The 18,185-nt window shown below is 64.1% G+C and carries 11 protein-coding genes; 2 read left to right on the top strand and 9 right to left on the bottom strand.

From position 1 onward, the window contains the following. Positions 1-283: 283 nt before the first annotated feature. Together ACP59X_RS13650 and ACP59X_RS13655 are read left to right on the top strand one after the other, a co-directional pair. Positions 284-1,087 carry a HAMP domain-containing protein gene (locus ACP59X_RS13650; protein WP_428559214.1) on the top strand — a complete coding sequence of 268 codons (804 nt, stop codon included), beginning with the start codon at positions 284-286 and terminating at the stop codon, positions 1,085-1,087. Between the two features lie 6 nt (positions 1,088-1,093). Continuing rightward, positions 1,094-2,101 (top strand): methyl-accepting chemotaxis protein, encoded by a 1,008-nt coding sequence (locus ACP59X_RS13655; RefSeq protein ID WP_428559216.1) that lies wholly within the window; start codon positions 1,094-1,096, stop codon positions 2,099-2,101. Positions 2,102-2,177: 76 nt separating this feature from the next. On the opposite strand, the gene ACP59X_RS13660 is transcribed toward ACP59X_RS13655, so the two are convergent. The 9 genes from ACP59X_RS13660 to ACP59X_RS13700 form a co-directional block, all read right to left on the bottom strand. Further along, positions 2,178-4,136, bottom strand: coding sequence for an OPT family oligopeptide transporter (locus ACP59X_RS13660; protein ID WP_428559218.1), 1,959 nt, complete (start codon positions 4,134-4,136; stop codon positions 2,178-2,180). A gap of 33 nt (positions 4,137-4,169) precedes the next feature. Next, positions 4,170-6,050: an ATP-binding protein gene (locus ACP59X_RS13665; protein ID WP_428559220.1), complete on the bottom strand. Its 1,881-nt coding sequence runs from the start codon at positions 6,048-6,050 to the stop codon at positions 4,170-4,172. Between the two features lie 20 nt (positions 6,051-6,070). Next, complete coding sequence (locus ACP59X_RS13670) at positions 6,071-8,053, bottom strand: DUF6785 family protein (protein WP_428559222.1); 1,983 nt, start codon at positions 8,051-8,053, stop codon at positions 6,071-6,073. Further along, positions 8,050-13,059, bottom strand: a complete 5,010-nt coding sequence (locus ACP59X_RS13675) for an ABC transporter permease (RefSeq protein ID WP_428559225.1) — start codon at positions 13,057-13,059, stop codon at positions 8,050-8,052. Before ACP59X_RS13675 ends, ACP59X_RS13670 begins: the two co-directional genes overlap by 4 nt. A gap of 6 nt (positions 13,060-13,065) precedes the next feature. Further along, positions 13,066-13,806, bottom strand: a complete 741-nt coding sequence (locus tag ACP59X_RS13680; protein ID WP_428559228.1) for an ABC transporter ATP-binding protein — start codon at positions 13,804-13,806, stop codon at positions 13,066-13,068. A gap of 50 nt (positions 13,807-13,856) precedes the next feature. Next, positions 13,857-14,588: an ABC transporter permease gene (locus ACP59X_RS13685; RefSeq protein WP_428559230.1), complete on the bottom strand. Its 732-nt coding sequence runs from the start codon at positions 14,586-14,588 to the stop codon at positions 13,857-13,859. Positions 14,589-14,711: 123 nt separating this feature from the next. Continuing rightward, the gene (locus ACP59X_RS13690; RefSeq protein WP_428559232.1) at positions 14,712-16,082 is read right to left on the bottom strand and encodes a sigma-54-dependent transcriptional regulator; all 1,371 of its coding nucleotides are present in this window, start codon (positions 16,080-16,082) and stop codon (positions 14,712-14,714) included. A gap of 31 nt (positions 16,083-16,113) precedes the next feature. After that, complete coding sequence (locus tag ACP59X_RS13695; protein ID WP_428559234.1) at positions 16,114-16,740, bottom strand: hypothetical protein; 627 nt, start codon at positions 16,738-16,740, stop codon at positions 16,114-16,116. Beyond that, positions 16,737-18,161 carry a sensor histidine kinase gene (locus ACP59X_RS13700; RefSeq protein WP_428569899.1) on the bottom strand — a complete coding sequence of 475 codons (1,425 nt, stop codon included), beginning with the start codon at positions 18,159-18,161 and terminating at the stop codon, positions 16,737-16,739. The genes ACP59X_RS13695 and ACP59X_RS13700 overlap by 4 nt, the downstream gene beginning before the upstream one ends. Positions 18,162-18,185: the final 24 nt, after the last annotated feature.

Genomic DNA, 18,185 nt, shown 5'->3' on the forward strand with positions numbered 1-18,185 from the left:
TCGTCGAAACAAAGTCAAGACGCATCCCCCCCCGCGCCGCGGCAACGCCCGCACGGCCCGGGGCGTGCGTACCGACATCAGCGCATCCCCCCCGCGCCGCGACAACGCCCCGCACCCTTCGGCCGACCGGCTTTTTCTCGACATCCCGCTTGTGTTTTCGCCCCATCGTTGACAATCAGGAAAAATGCTTCCCTCCCCGGGGAGCCGTCGCAACCCCGGTCATCCCGGCGGTGCTCCCTCCCCCGCCAGTGACGCAGCCTGCCATGCAAAAAGAGGAGCCATCATGGGCCTGCACCGCTACAGCATCGCCGCGCGCCTGGTCACCCTGTCCGCCGTCGCCCTCGTTTTCCTGATCGCCGGCGCGGCCTACGGGATTTACAGCATCTCCCGGATCAACGAGGCGGCCATGCGCCAGCTCCAAGCGGGGACCCTGATCGTCACCGCCGTGGACCAGGCCCGCACCGCCCAGGTCATGTTCAAAAAGCAGGTGCAGGAATGGAAAGACATCCTGTTGCGCGGCAATACCCCGGACAGTTACGCAAAATACGTCGCCCTGTTTCAACAAGAGCATGCCGGGGTCCTCAGCGCCCTGGAACAACTCAAGGCCGTCGCCCGACAGCTCCAGTTCCCCGTTTCCGCCATCGACAAGGCCATCGCAACGCATGTCTCCCTGTTCGATCGCTACAAGGGAGCCCTGCAACACTTCGACCCCGCCGACGCCACCACCGGCCAGAAGGTGGACCGCCTCGTCGTCGGCATCGACCGCGAACCCACCAAGGCCATCGACGACATCGTCGAGGACATAAACGGGCGCGCCGCGAACATGCGCCAGGAGGCCGTCGCGGCGGCCCAAGCCCTTTACAGCCAGGTCCGGCTCCTCAATCTCCTTGGCGTCTCCTGCGGGACGGCCCTGCTCATCGCCCTGGCCACATGCATCGTCCGCTCCATCATCGGCCCCCTGCGCCGCAGCCTGGCCTACGCCGAGGCCGTGGGCCACGGCCGGCTCGACGCCGTGCTGGACGTTTCCGGCACGGACGAAACGGCCGTCCTGGCCGCGGCCATGGGCGCCATGGTGGAAAGCCTCTAGGAAAAAATGCGCCAGGCCGACCAAAAGGGCCAGGAGGCCGCTGCGCAGGCCCAGAAAGCCCTGCAAGCCCTGGAAACAGCCGCGGCCGAAACTCGGCGGGCCGAACAAGGCCGCCAGGATCTCCTGGACGCGGCCAGCCAGTTGGAAGAGGCGGTGGGCGAGGTGTCCACGGTCAGCGACGACCTCTCCCGCCAAGTGGCCCAGGCCGGCCAGGGCGCGGCCGCCCAGGCCGACCGGCTGCGGGAAACGGCCACGGCCATGGAAGAAATGAACGCCACCGTGCTGGAAGTGGCCCATAACGCCGGCCAGGCCTCAGCCATGGCCGACGAGGCCCGCCGCAAGGCCCAGGATGGGGCCCAGGCCGTCACCGTGGTCGCGGCCGGCGTCGGCCAGGTCAAAACCCAGGCCGCGGCCATGAAAACCGACATGGCGCAGCTCGGGGAACTCAGCCAGGGCATCGGCAGCATCCTCGGCGTCATTTCCGACATCGCCGACCAGACCAACCTGCTGGCCCTCAACGCCGCCATCGAGGCGGCCCGGGCCGGTGATGCCGGCCGAGGCTTCGCGGTCGTGGCCGACGAGGTCCGCAAACTCGCCGAGAAAACCATGGCCGCCACGGCGCAGGTCGGCCAGGCCATCACCGCCATCCAGTCCGGGACCCGAAAAAACATCGGCAACATGGATGCCGCCGCCGAACGCATCGAGGCCGCCACCAGCCAGGCCGACGCCTCCGGAACCGTGCTCGACGCCGTGGTCGGCTTCGTCGACCAGGCCACGGACCAGATCCGTTCCATCGCCGCCGCCTCGGAGCAGCAATCCGCCGCCAGCGAGGAAATCAACCGCAGCCTCGGCGACATCACCCGTATCGCCGGCGAAACCGCCACGGCCATGGGCGTTTCCGCCAAGGCCGTCGACCGGCTCAACCGCCAGGCCCGACGGCTGCGGGAGCTCATCGCCCGGATGCGACACGACAGTAAGGCCGGGGCGGGCGCGCTCCCGTCGGCCGGTTCCTGACCGCCGGCCGCGACAGGCAATCCGGCCCACCGGCCGCAATGCCCGGTGCGGCGTCCCTCGTTGTGCGGGAGCGCTCCTAATAGGCCAGTTTGCCCAGCGACTTGAGTATCAGCGTCGCGCCCATGGCGAACATGCCCATGAGCCCCATGCCGCAGGAAAAGCCGGCCAAAAGCACCGGCGCGTATTGCCGCCACTTCTTGCCGTAGTGCTTGAGGAAGTAATAGCGCCCCAAAAGCGCGCCCACCACTTCGAGGATCAGCCCGTGGGGCACGCTCTGGCCCAGGCCCCGCACGATGCCGTAGACCAGCAGCACCGGCAGGCCAAACAGCATGAGCAGGAAATAGGTGACGAGCCCCAGCCCCAGGCCGGCCGAGACGTACCAGCCGTTTAGGGCCTGGAAGAAAAGCGAATTGCCCTCCAGGGTCGAGGTCTGCATGAGCAGGGTGTTGAGGGCTTGGAGGTGCCACAGCTCCTGGGCGTAGGGGTAGCTGGCCGAGGGGATGGGCGCGAGCTGCCAGATGAACTGGGAAAAGAGCAGACTGGCCACCATGACCACGGGAAAGACCACGATCTCGGCCTTGATGATGCCCCGCAGGCTCGTACCGGTCAGCTCGATCTCGCGAAAATCCACGGTGGCCTTGCCGTAGTTGTGGATGGGGATGGGCGCGTACCAGATCTCGATGCCCTGGTAGCCGAAGAACTTGGCCCCGGCGATGAAGCTGGCCTCGCGCACCAGGGGCAAGCTCACGAACTGGCCAGCGATGCCTTCCATGCGAGCCGTGATGTAGGAGATGACCGGCGTATAGACGAAGCCGTAGAGCACAAAGAACATCCAGGGAAACTGCGGCACCAAAAACAGGCACATACCGACATAGGCCAGGGTGGAAAAGACGTAGATGGCGATGGACGTCCAGAAGTTGATGTCGCCACGGGCCTTGTTGGTGCTAAACAGGGCCTTGTAGGCCGCGCCGCCCACGCCGCCCTTTCGCAGCGACCGGGCCACCTGCCACACGCCGATGACGCCGATGGCCAGGCCCAGGCCAATGCCAAAGGACATGTAGAAGTCGAAATTGTTGGCGAAGACCGTTTCCACCGTGCCCATGCCCTGGCGCCAGCGGTGCAGGATGCCGTGGTCGAAGAGGATGGGGTTGGCGACAAAGGTGATGGCAAGGCCCACCAGGCCGCCGATGACGGCCCAAAACGGCAGCACCATGCCGGTGAAAACCAGCCCCAGGTCGAACTGGATGCCCGTGGCCACGGCCGGCAGCCACTGTTCGGTGTTGCGGGTGAAATCGGCCCAGGGAATGGGGATCAGGCGCACGGGCTCGGTGAATATAAGCCCCGAAACCACGGGAAAAAGCACATAGAGGGCGCCGAAGGCCAGGCCGATCATGCCGCCGATGGAAAAGACCCGCCATTTCCAGCCGGTCTTGCGGTCCTCGGTGGATTCGGCCAGGGCCATGGTGCCCAGCGCCCCGACCGGGGCCATGGGAAAGGGCAGCTTCTCCACGTCGGAGGTGATGCGGTACAGGGCATAGCCCAGGCCGAAATGGTCGATGCGCTGCACGATCTGGGAGCCGACCAGCAGCAGGATGGGGACAAGCCAGTCGCGATGGAAAAAGGTACGCGCGACGAGGGATTCGGAGTCCGGCCCGGGCGCGATCCAGGTCGGGATGAGGTCGGTTAAGCCCAGCATCTTGGCCGCGTCGGACTGGACCAGGTACTGGTTCCAGAGCAGGCCGTGAAAGGGCGAGGCCATGGCCGCGCCGGCCATGTAATACAGGAGGAAGATTTCCTGTTGCTTGAGTTCGGTGTAGGCCCGCTTGGCGATTTCGGCGAACAGGATGATGGTGACCCAGCGGGCGGCCGGCCCGATGCCCGTGCCTATGACGAGCTGCAGATACATGCTGCCCGGCATCATGAGGAAGCCGATAAAGACCGCGCCGACGATGGTCTTCCAGTCGAAGCCCTCCTCGAAGTGCTTCGGCGCGGGCAGCAGGTCCCGGTATTCGGCTAACTCTTTGTCGTCGTACATCGGCGTATCCCAATTCTTCTATACACACTCTTATTAGCAAGCAGCTAAGACATTATTTCGCTGTAAGAAAGGTGCCCCTTGAACTTTTGTTCGAAGATTAAAAAGTCTACTTTCAGCTCTTTTCAATAAAGTATGAAAAAGCATTACACGAGTAACAAAGAAACCTTCAACCATTGGATCTAAAGACAAGGACTTTTGTTTATTAGAACCCAAGACAAAGGCTGTAACTTTAGTCTCTTCTGATATAAGACCCCTTGATTTAAATTCATCAACATATTTGGCAGGTTGATTTTTTTCTTCTCTTCCAATCGCAACCGACGGAGCTTTCAACTCAACAATTAAGAGTTGCTTGAGCCCAATCTCATGATAATCATCCCCAAAATCATCTGCAGAATAGAAGCTAGCGGCTCCATCCTCCAACAAAACAAAGTCAGGACGATTTTTACTTACACCTTTCACTTTAATACCTTTCATTTTAGCAAAAACTGAAGCAATAGTTTGATTAGAAGTGAATTGAATACTTTCAAACTCTGGGCCAAATATCCAAAGCGCTTTTTCCAATACGGGCTGAATATCTTGGACTTCCAAAGAATCTCTATCACTCAACCTCTGCCTAAGTTCATCAATTAGCGTCAACCTCAATTGAATTTCGTCTAACACCTCCTTCGCCATGTCAATTGTCCACTCATTCAAAATCGAGCCTAGCTTATCCCACTCACCTGGCTGCAGCTGAGACAAAATATTCAGAATAGCATATTTTCCCTGAGAAAGCTGCAAATTTAGAAGCATATCCCCTAGCTTGATGAGGTCACTCATTTTGATAGAAGGACATTTCGAAATAGTTTCTTCAACAAAATTGCACCACTGCTGGTTCGACAACGCCCCCAATCGCCTTAATTTCAAATTTGCATGTTTCTTAACTATATTCATTTTTTCAATACGGCTATCCTCCGTAAGTTGACTTAGAAACAAATTAATCTCATTTCTTACTGCGCCTAGGGCTTCTTTATACAAATCATCTTCAACATCAAATCCAGACCAATCATGTAAGACAACATCAGCCAAACAATTTGCTTTCAAAACTATAGCATACTGCCTAGCATTTACAGTACGTCCATCCAGGAGCTTTTCATCCGACAGACTACCCCAAGAACTTTGGCCAACTAATCTGCCATTAACATGCCAAGCAATACCAGAAAACCTCAAGGTCCTATCGGTTTCATTTCGTTTGATTATATACATATCAATCACACAGTTACTACGAACAACTATTTCTCTCTTGTCGATTTGCCCTTCTGGAATACTGCCAAAGGACACAATCTCTTGATTAACCCGAACACTGAACAAAGGGTCAAACAGAAACCTTTCGGCAATCTGTTGGCTCACAAAGGCCGCAGGTACTTTCTTCTGGAATGGCTCCAAAGAATGAATCTGAGTTCCAATTTCTGATGTTTCGCAAACATCCTCCAGTTTTGCCGAAAAAAATGTATCAGAATAATTTCTATACACTAGAAAAGTATGTTTCAAACCATTCTTTGATGTTATAACTTTAAATTTACTTCCAAAGCAAAAAGCCGCGAACTTTCCGATTCCATTTCGACCAAATGTTAACCTTGTATGTTCTTTGTTATTATACAAAAATGAAACAGACTTTCCTTGAACCTGCAAACGATTATAGCCTATTTCTATCCATCGCTGCTGAAATTCATCTTTGGTCATCCCCTGTCCGTTGTCAAGAATGCTAAAGAACGAGCCTTCTCCTATTGGCCAATTAATTTCAACCTTCGTAGCCCCTGCATCCCAAGCATTAGCGATTAATTCAACAATCGCTAATGTTGGACTCTCTAGGATTTTCTTAATCACTCTATCTATTACTCTATAATTAATATGCGGAATGAGTTCGCATTGTTCCATAACAATACCTTTGCTCAAAGCTAGTTCGGCAATACTAAATAACTCTGTCCCGTCCACAATCCAATGACCGCAAATACCCCGCCCATGAGAAAATCGCCCAGGATGAGGCCGATGAAAAGCAGCCGCACCCGCTTGAGCAGCACGATGCCGCCGTAGCGCAAGGTCAGATGGTTGCACAGCCAGCCCAGGAAAAAGGAAAACCACAGGATGCGCATGGCCGAGGAATACATGGTCAGGTAGCCGATGGGATGGATCGGCCACCAGTAGAAGCGCTGGTAGGCCACGACCAGGGCGAACATGACCGCCGCCCCGGCGACGGCGAAGCCGATGATGGTCTTGTTGACCCCGGCCGGCGCCTCGATGAGGCGCTGGACGTTCTCGTAGACCGTGTTGACGGTCTGCGTTTCCCAGTCAACCTGCAGGTCGCGCAGGCCGTACTTGTGGCACACGGCCAGCATGGCGGCAAACGAAACGCACACGGCCAGGGCCAGGGCGACGACAATGCCGGCCAGGTACAGGGCCTTGGGCCGCCTGCCCTCCCCCACCTTGGCCGCGTGAAAAAGCGACGGCAACAGCGACTCGCGCAGGTCGACGAAGAGCATCTTCTGCATGACCGCAGCCATGAGCAGGCCCATGCGGCTGAAAAAACCCGTGCCGCAAAAGGCCAGCAAACCGTCCGTCGGCGCGGCCGTCAGCGTGAAATAGGCTATGCCGCCCTGGCAGATGATGCGGCTGGCCACCAACATGACCATGAAAAAAAGGGCCAGCAGCACCACGGCCTGAAAAAGCGGCAGGCCGAAGGCGGCGGCCCAGGCGCACAACGCCCAGCCACCCAGGACCAACCCCCACAGGGAGGCCGGCGCGCCGACCCATTCGGCCTCGTCCGGGCGGCGAAACCGCAGCCGCGCCGCGTCCCGGGCCGTCTCCCACAAGTGGTGACGGGCCAGCCACAGGATGAACAGAAAAAAGACGCCGTAGGCCCCGATCATCTGCGTCTCCTCGGGCAGGGCCAGGGTCGGGCCGAAGGTGACGCCCAGGGCAGCAGCCGGCACCTGCTGGCCGAGGATGTCGAGCACGCCGTAAAAAAGCCCACCGAGCAAAAAAAACACCCAGAAACTCAAGGAAATCTGGCGGGCGGTCAGAAAAGCGAAGCCGATGAAGGCCGGATAGAAGTAGATCTTGAGCTTGGTGAAGCCGGAAAAAAGCCCGGTTTTCGGGAAATACGGCCCGGCCAGGATGAGCGTGGGGAGTTGGGGCACGGAGGGGTCGTAGAAGCCGATGCCGTTGATGGTGTGCAGACAAACGCTCACCAGCAGGCCGCACAGCAGAAAACGGTCGGTGAAAAACCCGGCCAGCCCGCCTTCATCCATGGCCCCGGTCATGGCCTCGGGCAGGCGCAGCAGGGGGAAATTCATGCGCTCGTTGGAGACCCACTGCCGGGAAAAGAGGTTCGTCAGGCACAGCATCACAAAAAAACACAGCCCGATGAACACGCCCCAGGTCGCCAGCGGCCCGGACCAGGCCCGCCAGGGGATGGCGGCCAGCACCTGGCCCCAAGTCATGGAGTAGCCGCCCTCCAGGCCGTTGTAGAGGGTCTCCACGGCCTCGGGGTCGCCGGGGTACCAGGCCTTGGGCAAAAGCGGCCCGAACAGGGCGCTCCACTGGTTGCCCTCGGTGGCGAAATGCAGCGGCGCCGTGAGGTTAATAAAAAACGTCCGGGCCAGGCCGGTATGGGCCACGCCCGAAACCACGACCATGAGCATCCAGCAGACCATGAGGTCCGTGCCGGAGAGAATGGCCCGGCCGCGCAAAAGCCGCCCCAGGCCGGCGGCCAGGAGAGTGAGCCAGACGAGGATGAAAAACGGGGCCAGGGGGAAATGACCGCCGCCCAGGGGCGTGGCCCCGTAATAGAGGTTGTTAAGCGGCGTGACGGCGCAAACGGCCAGCCCCAGGACCAGCCCCAGGACGACGGCGCGCGCCCGAATGGCGCCCGGGGCGGTCATGCCGCGCCTCCGGCCGGGGTTTCGCCGCGCAGTTTCGCAGCGTAGTCGTTGACCACCTTGTCTTCGTAGGCCACGCGCACGGCTTCCTCCAGGGAGCGCCAGATGAGCAGCTGCTTGCGCAGATCGTTGACGAAGCCCTTGTTGAGGCGCTTCCACATGCCGGCCTCGCCGGCCAGGCGGGAAAGCTCCACATCGATTTCCATATAGCCCGGCGTATCCAGGGCCGGAATGAAATACAGGGTGAGCGCCTGCTTGATGCCGAAATCGAACGGAGCGAGCCACACCGTGGCCGTAAGCCGCAGGCAGGCCTTGAGATCGCAGAATTCCGGAAAGCGCTCCCGGGGGTGCGGCGGCGCGCCGGGCAAGTCCCAGGGGCACTCGAAGGCATAGGTCACGTCGGCCGTGGCAAACAGGCCATGGGAGACGTCCTGGTGGGTCTGGTAGTAGTCGAACAGGAACCCGCCGGCGCACTCCTGCTCGCGCACGCGCACCAGGAACGGCAGCCGGGTCCGGATGACGCCGTCATCGGGCTCGGGCAGGCTCCAGGACCGGTTGACGTCGGGGATGGCGATCTGGCCGGCCATGCGCGAGGGATAGATGACGGACAGCAGCACCACAGCGATGACCAGGCCCATGGCGGCCACGCCAGCCATGGAGGAATAGTTGGCCGTCATGCCGGCCCAAAGGCTCGTGCCGGATAAAAGCCCGGCCGCCACCTGGGCCAGGAGGTAGCCGAGCACCACGCTGATCACGGCAAAGGCCAGGGATTCGGCGATAAAGAGAAAAGAGACATGGGACGGGGCCAGGCCCACGGCGGTGTAGACCCCAATCTCGCGCTTGCGCTCGAAGACCGCGCCGATCATGGTATTGAGCACAATGAGCACGGAAATAATCAAGGGAACGAGGATGTTGGGCACCCCGGCATAGCCCAGGGCGTCGCCGGCGTGGTAGACGAACACGCCGCCCGGCTGGCCCGAGAACACGGCCAGGCCGAAGCGGTCGGCCAGCCGCGCCGCCAGGGCCGAGCCGTCGTCGGCCGTGGCCTTGCCCATGGCCAGAGCGTCCGGGGACGGGGCGACGACGATGGACTTGAGCTGGCCGCCCAGGCCCATGAGCGTCTCGTAGGGCAAAACCACGGTCAGGTCGTCGTCGATGTGCTGGTAGCGGCTCTGCATGGACTTGACGTCCTCGCCGGACTCCACGGCCTCCTTTTCGGCCTCGGAGGTCATGGCCATGGCTTCGGAGGGGTAGACCACCGGGGTGATGGATTCGCCGTCGAGGTCCACGCGGTCGTCCAGGGCGTTTTTGCGCAGGATGCCGGTCACGGTGAACGACCGGCCAAAAAGCGTGACCGTCCCGCCCGGGGAAACCCCCAGCCGTTCGGCCATGGGCGCGGGCAGCAGCGCGGCGTCGCGCTCGTCCGGGGCGAACCAGCGCCCGGCGGTCAACAGCCCCCGCATGCGCCCGATGGAGGCCTCCTGGGCGGACAGGCCCAGGAAGCTCTGCACGGCCTCGAACTTGTCGCCCGCCCGGATAGTGGTGGTCGGGGTCAGGGTCTTTTCCGGCAGTTCCAGCCAGGCCAGCGGCGCCACGACCTCGCCCGCGCCGAACCCGTCGCGCACCACGGCCAGGGCCTCGGGCGGCAGCGACTTCCAGCCCACGTTTTTAAGCAGCACCCCCCGATAGGGCGCGGCGTCGGCGAACCGCGTCGCCCCCTCGTCGCGGGTGGACTTGACGCTGGTGAAGCTCATGATGGTGAAGGTGAGGATGACCAGCGTCAGGCAGGTGAGGCTGGTGCGGACCTTGCGGCGGCGCAGGTTGCTCACGCCAATGACGAAGGCGGCGGCAAAGGCCCGCATGCCCCCGATCTCCGAGGATTTGGCCTGGGAGGCGCGTTTTTGCAGGGCCGTCATCTCGCGCTCGAAGCGCAGGAAGATGATCAGCGCCACCATGACCGACAGCCCCAGGATGAAAAAGGCCAGGATGACCACCAGCGGGCTGTAGGTCAGCTCGAAGGCCGGATGGACCTGGTAGACCACGGCGATGACCGCGGCCAGGATGCCGAGAAAGGCGGCGATGCGCTTGTGGATGTCGGCGTAGTTAAAGACCACCCGTTCGACGCAGTAGGCGAAGGGGATGAACAGCGCGATGTAAAAGAGCACGCCCAGCAGCACGTCGCGCTGGGTCTTTTCCACGTCGTTGTAGACCCGCACGGCCAGGGCCCAACTGGAGCGGGCCGCGGCCACCATGGCATCGAAGCGCCTGGCCTGGCCGTCGGCCAGGGCCTTGGCGTAGAGGGCCCGGCCGCGTTCGCCCAGGTCCCGGATGCGGTCGTTGACGATGCCGTGGTCCTCGAGGTTTTGCACGCGCGGCCCGAGGAGCTCCCACATGTCGCGGGCGCCGAGCATTTCGGTCACGGGCAGCACGGGCCAGGCGTCGACGAGGTAGCCCGTACCGGTCGGGTGCTCGGGGCTGGCGTTTAAAAGGATGAGCTTTCGGGCCAGCACCGTGTCGGACAGGATGCACTTGTACGGCGTGCCGGGTTCGAGGAAGACCGACAGCAGCGTGGAATCGAGGGTGTCCAGGCGGCTGAACCAGGAGCGCAGGGGCGGAGCCTCGCGCCGGGCGTCCAGGAGGTCGATGCGGGTGAAGTAGCGGAAGGTGCGCGGGTCGAAGGCGGAAAAAAGCGTGCTTTGCCGGCAACCGAACATGATGAGGTCGGTTTCCATGGCGTTGCGGTTCATCTTGACCCGGTAGGCATCCTTGCCGGTCTGCTTCTTGTCGATGGCCCAGACCGCCTCGCCGCTGTCCGGGTCGAAGCGGAAGCCCTCGATGACGGCCTTGTCCAGCACATATTTCTTGTTGGCCAAGCCGGTTAGGCGAAAACCGCCCTTGGCGTCGGTTGCGGCGTAAAACCGGGTCTTGCCCTGGTAGACGCACAGGGTCGTGCCCGGGGCCGGCCGCTCGGGGAACAGCTCGCCTTGGCGGATGAAATTGACCCGGCCGGTGAGGGTCGAAAAGACGTTGCGGGGCCGCTTTTCGCCGACCACGAAGCCGGGCTGGGCCATGTCCGCGGCCAGGCCCGCCACGAACCGGGACTGGCGGGCCAAGGTTGCGAAATCCACGGCATCGACAGTATCGCCAGGCGTGCCCCAGCGTTGGCGGGCGTCGGTGACCGAAGCCAGGGTGAAGCCCAGGACCCCGGCGATGTTGCCGATCTCGCCGCCAAGGGGCGGCCGGTCGGGCAACAGCCCCTGCCAGGGCCGGGAGCGGTCCTCGCGCATGCCGTCGTGGTAGTAGTCGGCGGGCAGCCCCTGGCCCCTGGCCACGGCTGTGGCGGCGGCGGACAGGGAACGACTCAGGCGGCCGTAGGCCTGGGTGGGGTTGACGTCGGGCTTGACCTCGAAGGCGAAGCCCTGGGCGAACCCGCCCACGCCGTGGCCGTGGCTGGACAGATGGAGCGAGGCCTGGGCCACGATGTCGCGCTCGCCCACGAGTTTGCGCAATTCCCGGGCCGATTCGGCGCAACGGCCTTCGATTTCGGCCGACAAGCTGGCCTTTTCCAGCCTGTCCCGGGCCGTTGGCACCAGGGCCAGCAAGGCGTCGAGCTCCTCGGCCGGGGCCTCGGCGAACTCCTCGCGCCACATGAGCCGGCGCAACAGCGCCCGCCGGGCGGCCAGGGCCTCGATGGCGGCGGCCTCCTTGCCGCCCTCGGACAGGCGCAGGCGCATGAGCTCGGTGGTGACGGCGTCCACCTCGTCCTTGAGGGTCTCGGTCAGGGCCTGGCGCACGGCCGGCCGGCGCAAGGGCGGCGGCGCGCCGTCGCTTCCAGCCGGTGCGGCGGCGGCCGCCGCCCCCCCCTGCCCCAGGGCATCGAGGCCTTCGACGACCTCGGCGATGCTGCGGACATCGGCCCGGGCCTCCCGGGACTGGGCGCGCAGGTCCTTGCCCTTGCCGCGCAGGGCGCCGTAGAATTCCCGCAGCCCGGCCAGGGACTGGGCATGGCCGGCCGTGGCCAGAAGCAGGGTCGGCCGGGCCGGCGGCGCGGCGGCGAACTCCCGGGCCAGGCGCAGCAAGGTGGCGATGGAGGCGGCCTCGTCCGCGCCCGGGGCGTTGCCCGGGGCAAAGGCCGAGGCGTCGTAGGGCGCTTCGACGACCAGCAGTTCACCGGCCAGGGCGGGATCGGTGCCGGGGAAAAGCAGGTAGACGTCGCTGGCCACGGCCGCCTCCCAGGCCGCCCGGCCGGAAAGGCTGGCCGTCGGGCCGGCGGGATCGCCGGTCAAGGCCGTGAAATCGCCGAAAAGCTCCCTGGCGGCGGCGGCCGGGAGCAGGAACCGGGGGAACACCACCGGCGTGAGTTCGAACTTGTCCTTGAAAAGCCCGGCATCGGCGCTGGCGCCGTTTTCGACCGTGTCGACATAGACCAGGGCCTTGGCCCCGAGCTGGGCGGCGGCCTGCCAGTTGCGGCCCGAGCGCAGGTCCATGAGCACGATGGCCCCGGCCGGGTTCTTGCCGTTGAATTCGCCGTACTCCCCGGTCCCGGCCCAGACCACCGGGCCGGCGAGGCCGGCCGGCGGCACGGCCGGCGGCGTCATGGCATTGAGCGCCAGCGGCCACAGCGCCGCCTTGCCCCCGCCGGCCACGGCCAGGGAGGCCGGGGCGTAGTCCACGGCCGGGACCCGGAAGTCCAGGCGCCCGACGTCACCCGCGCCCAGGCCCCGGAAATAGGCTTCCACGGCATCGGCGGCCAGGGCGCAGCCGGGAGACCCGGTCAGCCGCGAGGGCAACCCGGCCAGCCCCGTCACCACGGCCCGCTCGAGCGCCCCCGCCTGGCCTGGCGCGGCCAGCCAGTCGGCGGCCAGGGCCTGGCCACGGGCATCGGCCGCCGCCTTCTTGGGCCGCTTGGCCAGGGCGGCCGAGGCGGCCAGGAGCAGGCAAACGGCCAGGGCCGCCGCGATCAGCGCCCGGCCGGAAAAGGGAAAAACAGGCAAACGGCGACGGGGCATCGGGACCTATGCCTCCTTGGCCCCGATGGCGCCCACGGAAATGTTGAGCTGGTCGCGCTCCTCGATCTTGTCGATGCGGCCGTCGCGAATCCAGACCACCCGGTCGGAGACGTTGAGCATCTTGTAGTCGTGGGTGGCGGAGATGACCGTGACGCCGCGCTCGCTGCTTAAGCGCTTAAGGAGTGCGATGATGTCCTCGCCCGTGGTCAAATCGAGGTTGCCGGTGGGCTCGTCGGCCAGGACGATGGCCGGGGTGTTGGCCAGGGAGCGGGCGATGGCCACGCGCTGCTGCTGGCCGCCGGAAAGCTCTTGCGGCTTGTGGGCGTGGCGCTCGCGCAGGCCGACCAGGGCGAGCAGTTCCAGGCCCTTTTCCGTGGCCTCGTCCTGGGGCAGGCCGGCGAAGGTCATGGGCAGGGTGACGTTTTCCAGCGCCGTCATGACCTGGATGAGGTTGAAGGTCTGGAAGATGTAGCCGATCTTGCGGTTGCGCAGCCAGGCCAGCTCGTAGGCGTCGAGCTGGGCGATGTCGACCTCGTCGATGAAGACCTTGCCCGAGGAGGGCTTGTCCAGGCCGCCGATCATGTTGAAAAGCGTGGATTTGCCCGAGCCCGACGGCCCCATGATGGACAGGTACTCGCCGGCCTTGATGGTGAGGTCCACGCCGCGCAGGGCCGTGACCACCTGGGAGCCCATGGTGAACGTCTTGGCCACCCCGCTGACCCGGACGATGTTGTGCGCCTCGGCCATGTACCGCCGTCCCCCTTCCCGTCGCGCCCGGACGCGCCGGGCCGTTTACCCTATTCCTGGGCCCGCATGGCCTCCACGGGACGCATCCGGGCGGCCACGATGGCCGGATAAACCACGCCGAGGAGGCTTAGGCCCGCGCCGACGGCCATGGAAACCGCCTGGACCCGCAAAAGCCCGGCCGGGGATAGCTGGCTGACGGCGACGAAACCGTAGCGGACAAGCCCGGCCGCGACGGCGCCCAGCATGCCCACAAGCGCCCCGGCAAAGGCGCCGGCCAGGCCCTGCATGCCGGCTTCGAGCAAAAACAGGCGCAGGATGAAGCGGTCCAGCGCCCCCAGGCACTTCATGGTGCCGATTTCGCGGAAGCGTTCGGTAACGGCCATGAGCTGGGCGTTGACGATGCCCACCGTGCACACCAGAAGCGACAGGATGACGATCCAGCGTTCCTTGGGGCTGGCCCCCAGCCGGGCGGCTTCCGTCGCCGCCGTGGCCCCGGCCGGGGCCACGGCCGGCAGGTCGTAGCCGGCCTCGATCAGGGCAACGCGCAATTCTGGCCGGCCGCTGGCCAGCACGCCGCCGGCCACCTCGGTGCCGGTGAGGATGAAGCTCAAAAAAGCCACGGCCAGCACCAGGCTGGCCACCGTGACCATGGAACGCAAAAAACGCACCCGGATGCTTTTGATGCTGATGGCCAGGGACATGCGAAACGGCAACACCACCTGGCGGGCGATGCGGGCCCTGTCCTTGTGCCGGGAAGGCGCTGCCTCGTTAGCGTGCCGCATGGAAAATCCGTTGGTGGAGACGCCGGGGCCGCGCCGTGTTCCATCCCGTTACGATCATACCTCTTTGTGACAGAAAGGCCGGCCCCTGCCAAGGCACAAGACGGTGACGGGACGTGGGCGCCCCTATTTTTTCGGCCGGCGCCTGGGGATCTCGATGCCGTATTTCTGGATCTTGTAGTTGAGCGCCCGGCGGCTGACGCCCAGAAGCGGCGCGGCGGCCTTCTGGACCCAGCCGGCCTGCTCCAGGGCGCGCACGATGGCCGCCTTTTCGCTGGCGTCGAGCGACAGCGAATCCTCGCCTTCGCCCGAGCGGTCCGGCCCCTTGCCGGCCAGGGGCAGTTGCAGGTCGCCGGGCACGAGACTGCCCTCGGAACCCAGCACCACCCCGGCCTCCAGGGCGTTGCGCAGCTGGCGCACGTTGCCGGGCCAGGGATAGGCCATGAGATAGGCCATGGTTTCGGGGGGGACGATCACCGGCGGCATGCCCTGGGCGGCGCAGAACTGACGGATGAAGTGCTCGGCCAGGACCGGGATGTCCTCGCGGCGCTCGCGCAGGGGCGGCATGTTGATGGTCACGACCTTGAGGCGGTACAGCAGGTCCTCGCGGAACACCCCCTCGGCCACCTGCTCGAAGATGTCGGCGTTGGTGGCGGCGATGACCCGGCAGTCGACCTGGATCTCGCGCACGTCGCCGATGCGGCGGATCTTGTGGTTTTCCAGGAAACGCAGGAGGCGCACCTGCATTTCCATGGTGATGTTGCCGATCTCGTCGAGGAACAGCGTGCCCTGGTTGGCCTGCTCGATGAGGCCTTTCTTGTCCTTGACGGCGTGGGTGAACGAGCCCTTGACGTGGCCGAAGAGTTCGGATTCGAGGAGCCCGGCCGGGGTCGAGCCGCAGTCCACGGTGACCAGGGGCCCGTTTTTGCGCGGGCTGCGCCGGTGGATGCAGTTGGCCACCAACTCCTTGCCCGTCCCGGATTCGCCCAAAATCAGCACGTTGACGTCGCGGGCGGCCACCCGGTCGATGAGCCCGGCCAGTTCCCGCATGGCCCCGCTTCCGCCGACCAGGCCCGATTCGGCCAGGTCCGGCGCGGCCGGCGCCTCGATGCCGGCGGCCTTGGCAAAGACCTCGGCCACGCGGGTGAGCAGCTCCTGGCCGTCGAAGGGCTTGGTCAGGTAGTCGATGGCGCCGTGCTTGATAGCCTCCACCGCCCCGGGGATGCTGCCGTGGGCGGTCAGGAAAATGATGGGCAGCCGGATGCCCCGCCGTTCCATCTCCTCCAGCAGGCGCATGCCGTCCATGCCGGGCATGCGGATGTCGGAGATGACCAGGCGCACCGGACGACTGGCCAGGACGGCCAGGGCTTCGGCCCCGTCCCCGGCCGTGACCACGTCGTAGCCGGCCGAGACCAGCCGCACCTCCAGGACTTCCAGGATATGCGGGTCGTCGTCCACGGCCAGGATGGTCTTTCGCGTCTGGGCGGCGCTTTTCATGGGCGTTACGTCGGTTGGAGCCCCGGGGTCGTTAGTTGTTGATCAGCCCTTTCTTTTTTTCCTGGATCTGCTGGTGGATGGTCTCCAGGGCCCGGACCTGCTGCTGGAGGCTTTTGCGCACCTGCTCCTCACGCTCGGCCAGTTTCTTGGCGCATTCGCGCTCCAGGGCGGCCTTTTGCTCCTTGAAGCCCCAGGCGGGTTTCAAGGCTTTGACGGCCGGAAGCAGAAAGCGGGCCTCCTCGCCGCTGCCGCCGTCGGGCGAGGACTTGGCCCAGGCGTCGAGCATCTCCAGGGCCGCCGTCAGGTCGGCGTCGTTGCCGGCCAGGCCGAGCTTGGCCGCGGCCAGGGCAAAAAGGGCCTTGCGGCGCACGGCCGGGTCGGGGTCGCTGTTGGCGGCGGTGCGCCACAGGCCGATGGCCCGCTTGACCTCGCCGGCGTCGTAGGCGCACACGCCCTGGTCGTAGAGGGTGTCGCGCCGGGGATCGCAGGCCGGCGAGGCCACGGCCGGGGCCGCCGGCGCGGGCGCGGCCGGCGCGGCGGATGCGACGGGCGCGGGCTGCTGGGGCGCGGGCGGCTGGTGTTTGGCGCAGCCGCCGGCAACGGGCGCGATGACGGCGCACAGGCCAAGGACCATTGCGGTTTGCAGGAACGTCTTCATGGGTTTGGGTGGGTAAAGCCGGTCGCCCCATCCACGGGGAGCGTGAAATAAAAGGTGCAGCCCTTGCCGGGCAGGCTCGACAGCCAGATGTTGCCGCCGTGGGCCTCGACGATGGCCTTGGCGATGGAAAGCCCCAGGCCGATGCCGTCGGTGCTCCGCTTGGTGCGGGCGCCGCGATAGTACTTGTTGAAGACGTGGGACTGCTCTTCCTCGGGAATGCCCGGCCCCTCGTCGGTGATGCTCACCAGGAGCTTGCGCCCGCCGTCGGCCATTTCCAGGCCGACGAACACCGAGCGCTCGGGCGGCGAGAATTTCACGGCGTTGCCGACCAGGTTGTAGAGCGCCTGGCCGAGCAACTCCCGGTCCCCGACCACGGAGACGATGTCGCGCCCCAGGCGCGGCGTCAAGCGAATCCCCTTGGCCTCGGCCGCGGGGCCGGCCTTTTCCAGGGTGTCGCGCACGAGCTCCTCGGGATTGACGGTGGTGGGCGAGAGGTCCACGATCTGGGAGGCCATGCTGGAGACCTTGAGCAGGCTGGTGAGCATGGCGGAAATGCGCTGGAGCTCGTCGCTGGCGATGTCAAGGAAGCGTTTCTGGCGTTCGTTGACCTCGCCCAGGACCCGTTCGCGCATGAGGTTGACGGATTCCCGAATGGAGGTCAGCGGCGTGCGGATCTCGTGGCTGACCATGTCGATGAAGTCCGCCCGCATGCGCTCCTCTTCCTTGAGCCGCCGCGTCATGTCGTTGAAGGCGGCGCCCAGTTCGCCCAGTTCGTCCTTGGACAGCACGCGTATGGGTTCGAGCCGGCCGTCGCGGGTATAGGCCCGTATCCCCCGGCGCAGCTCGCGCAGGGGCCGGCGCAGGGAATAGGTCAGGTAGACGATGCCCAATAGCCCCAGGCCGATGGACACGGTCAGCCCGGTCACGCCCCGGCTAACCGCCACTTCGCTGATGCGGAAAAGCTCCCGCATGCCCGTCTCCAGGACCCGTTCGTTGTCCTGGCGGGCGCTGACCACGATGCGCATCCACTTGTTGAGGGTTTCCTGGTCGATCCAGGGTTCCCCGGCCAGCTCCTTGCCCTGGGCCAGTTGGGGAAAGGCCTGGCGGAATTCGGCGTGCAGTTCCTCCCAGACGGAAAAACTTTCGTAGCGGAACCACAGGATGCTCCAGATGGCGTTCTTGTATTCATTGAGGGCAGTGAGGAAATTCTTCTTGTATTCCTCGGAATGCAGGATCTCGTATTTCTTCTGGTTCTCCTCCATGGCCAGCAGGCTGTCCACGAGGCGCTGGGAAATGGAAAGGACCTCGAAGCGGACCTTGACGATGTCGCGGGAGATGTTGACCGATTCCTTGATGTAGATCAGCAAGGTGGAGATGGTGAAATAGGCCACGACCGTGATGCCGATATAGACCGCCAGCATCTTGAACAAGAGGCCATACTGCTT

This window comes from Solidesulfovibrio sp. DCME (assembly GCF_049995385.1).
In the GTDB taxonomy this organism is placed as follows: Bacteria; Desulfobacterota; Desulfovibrionia; order Desulfovibrionales; family Desulfovibrionaceae; genus Solidesulfovibrio.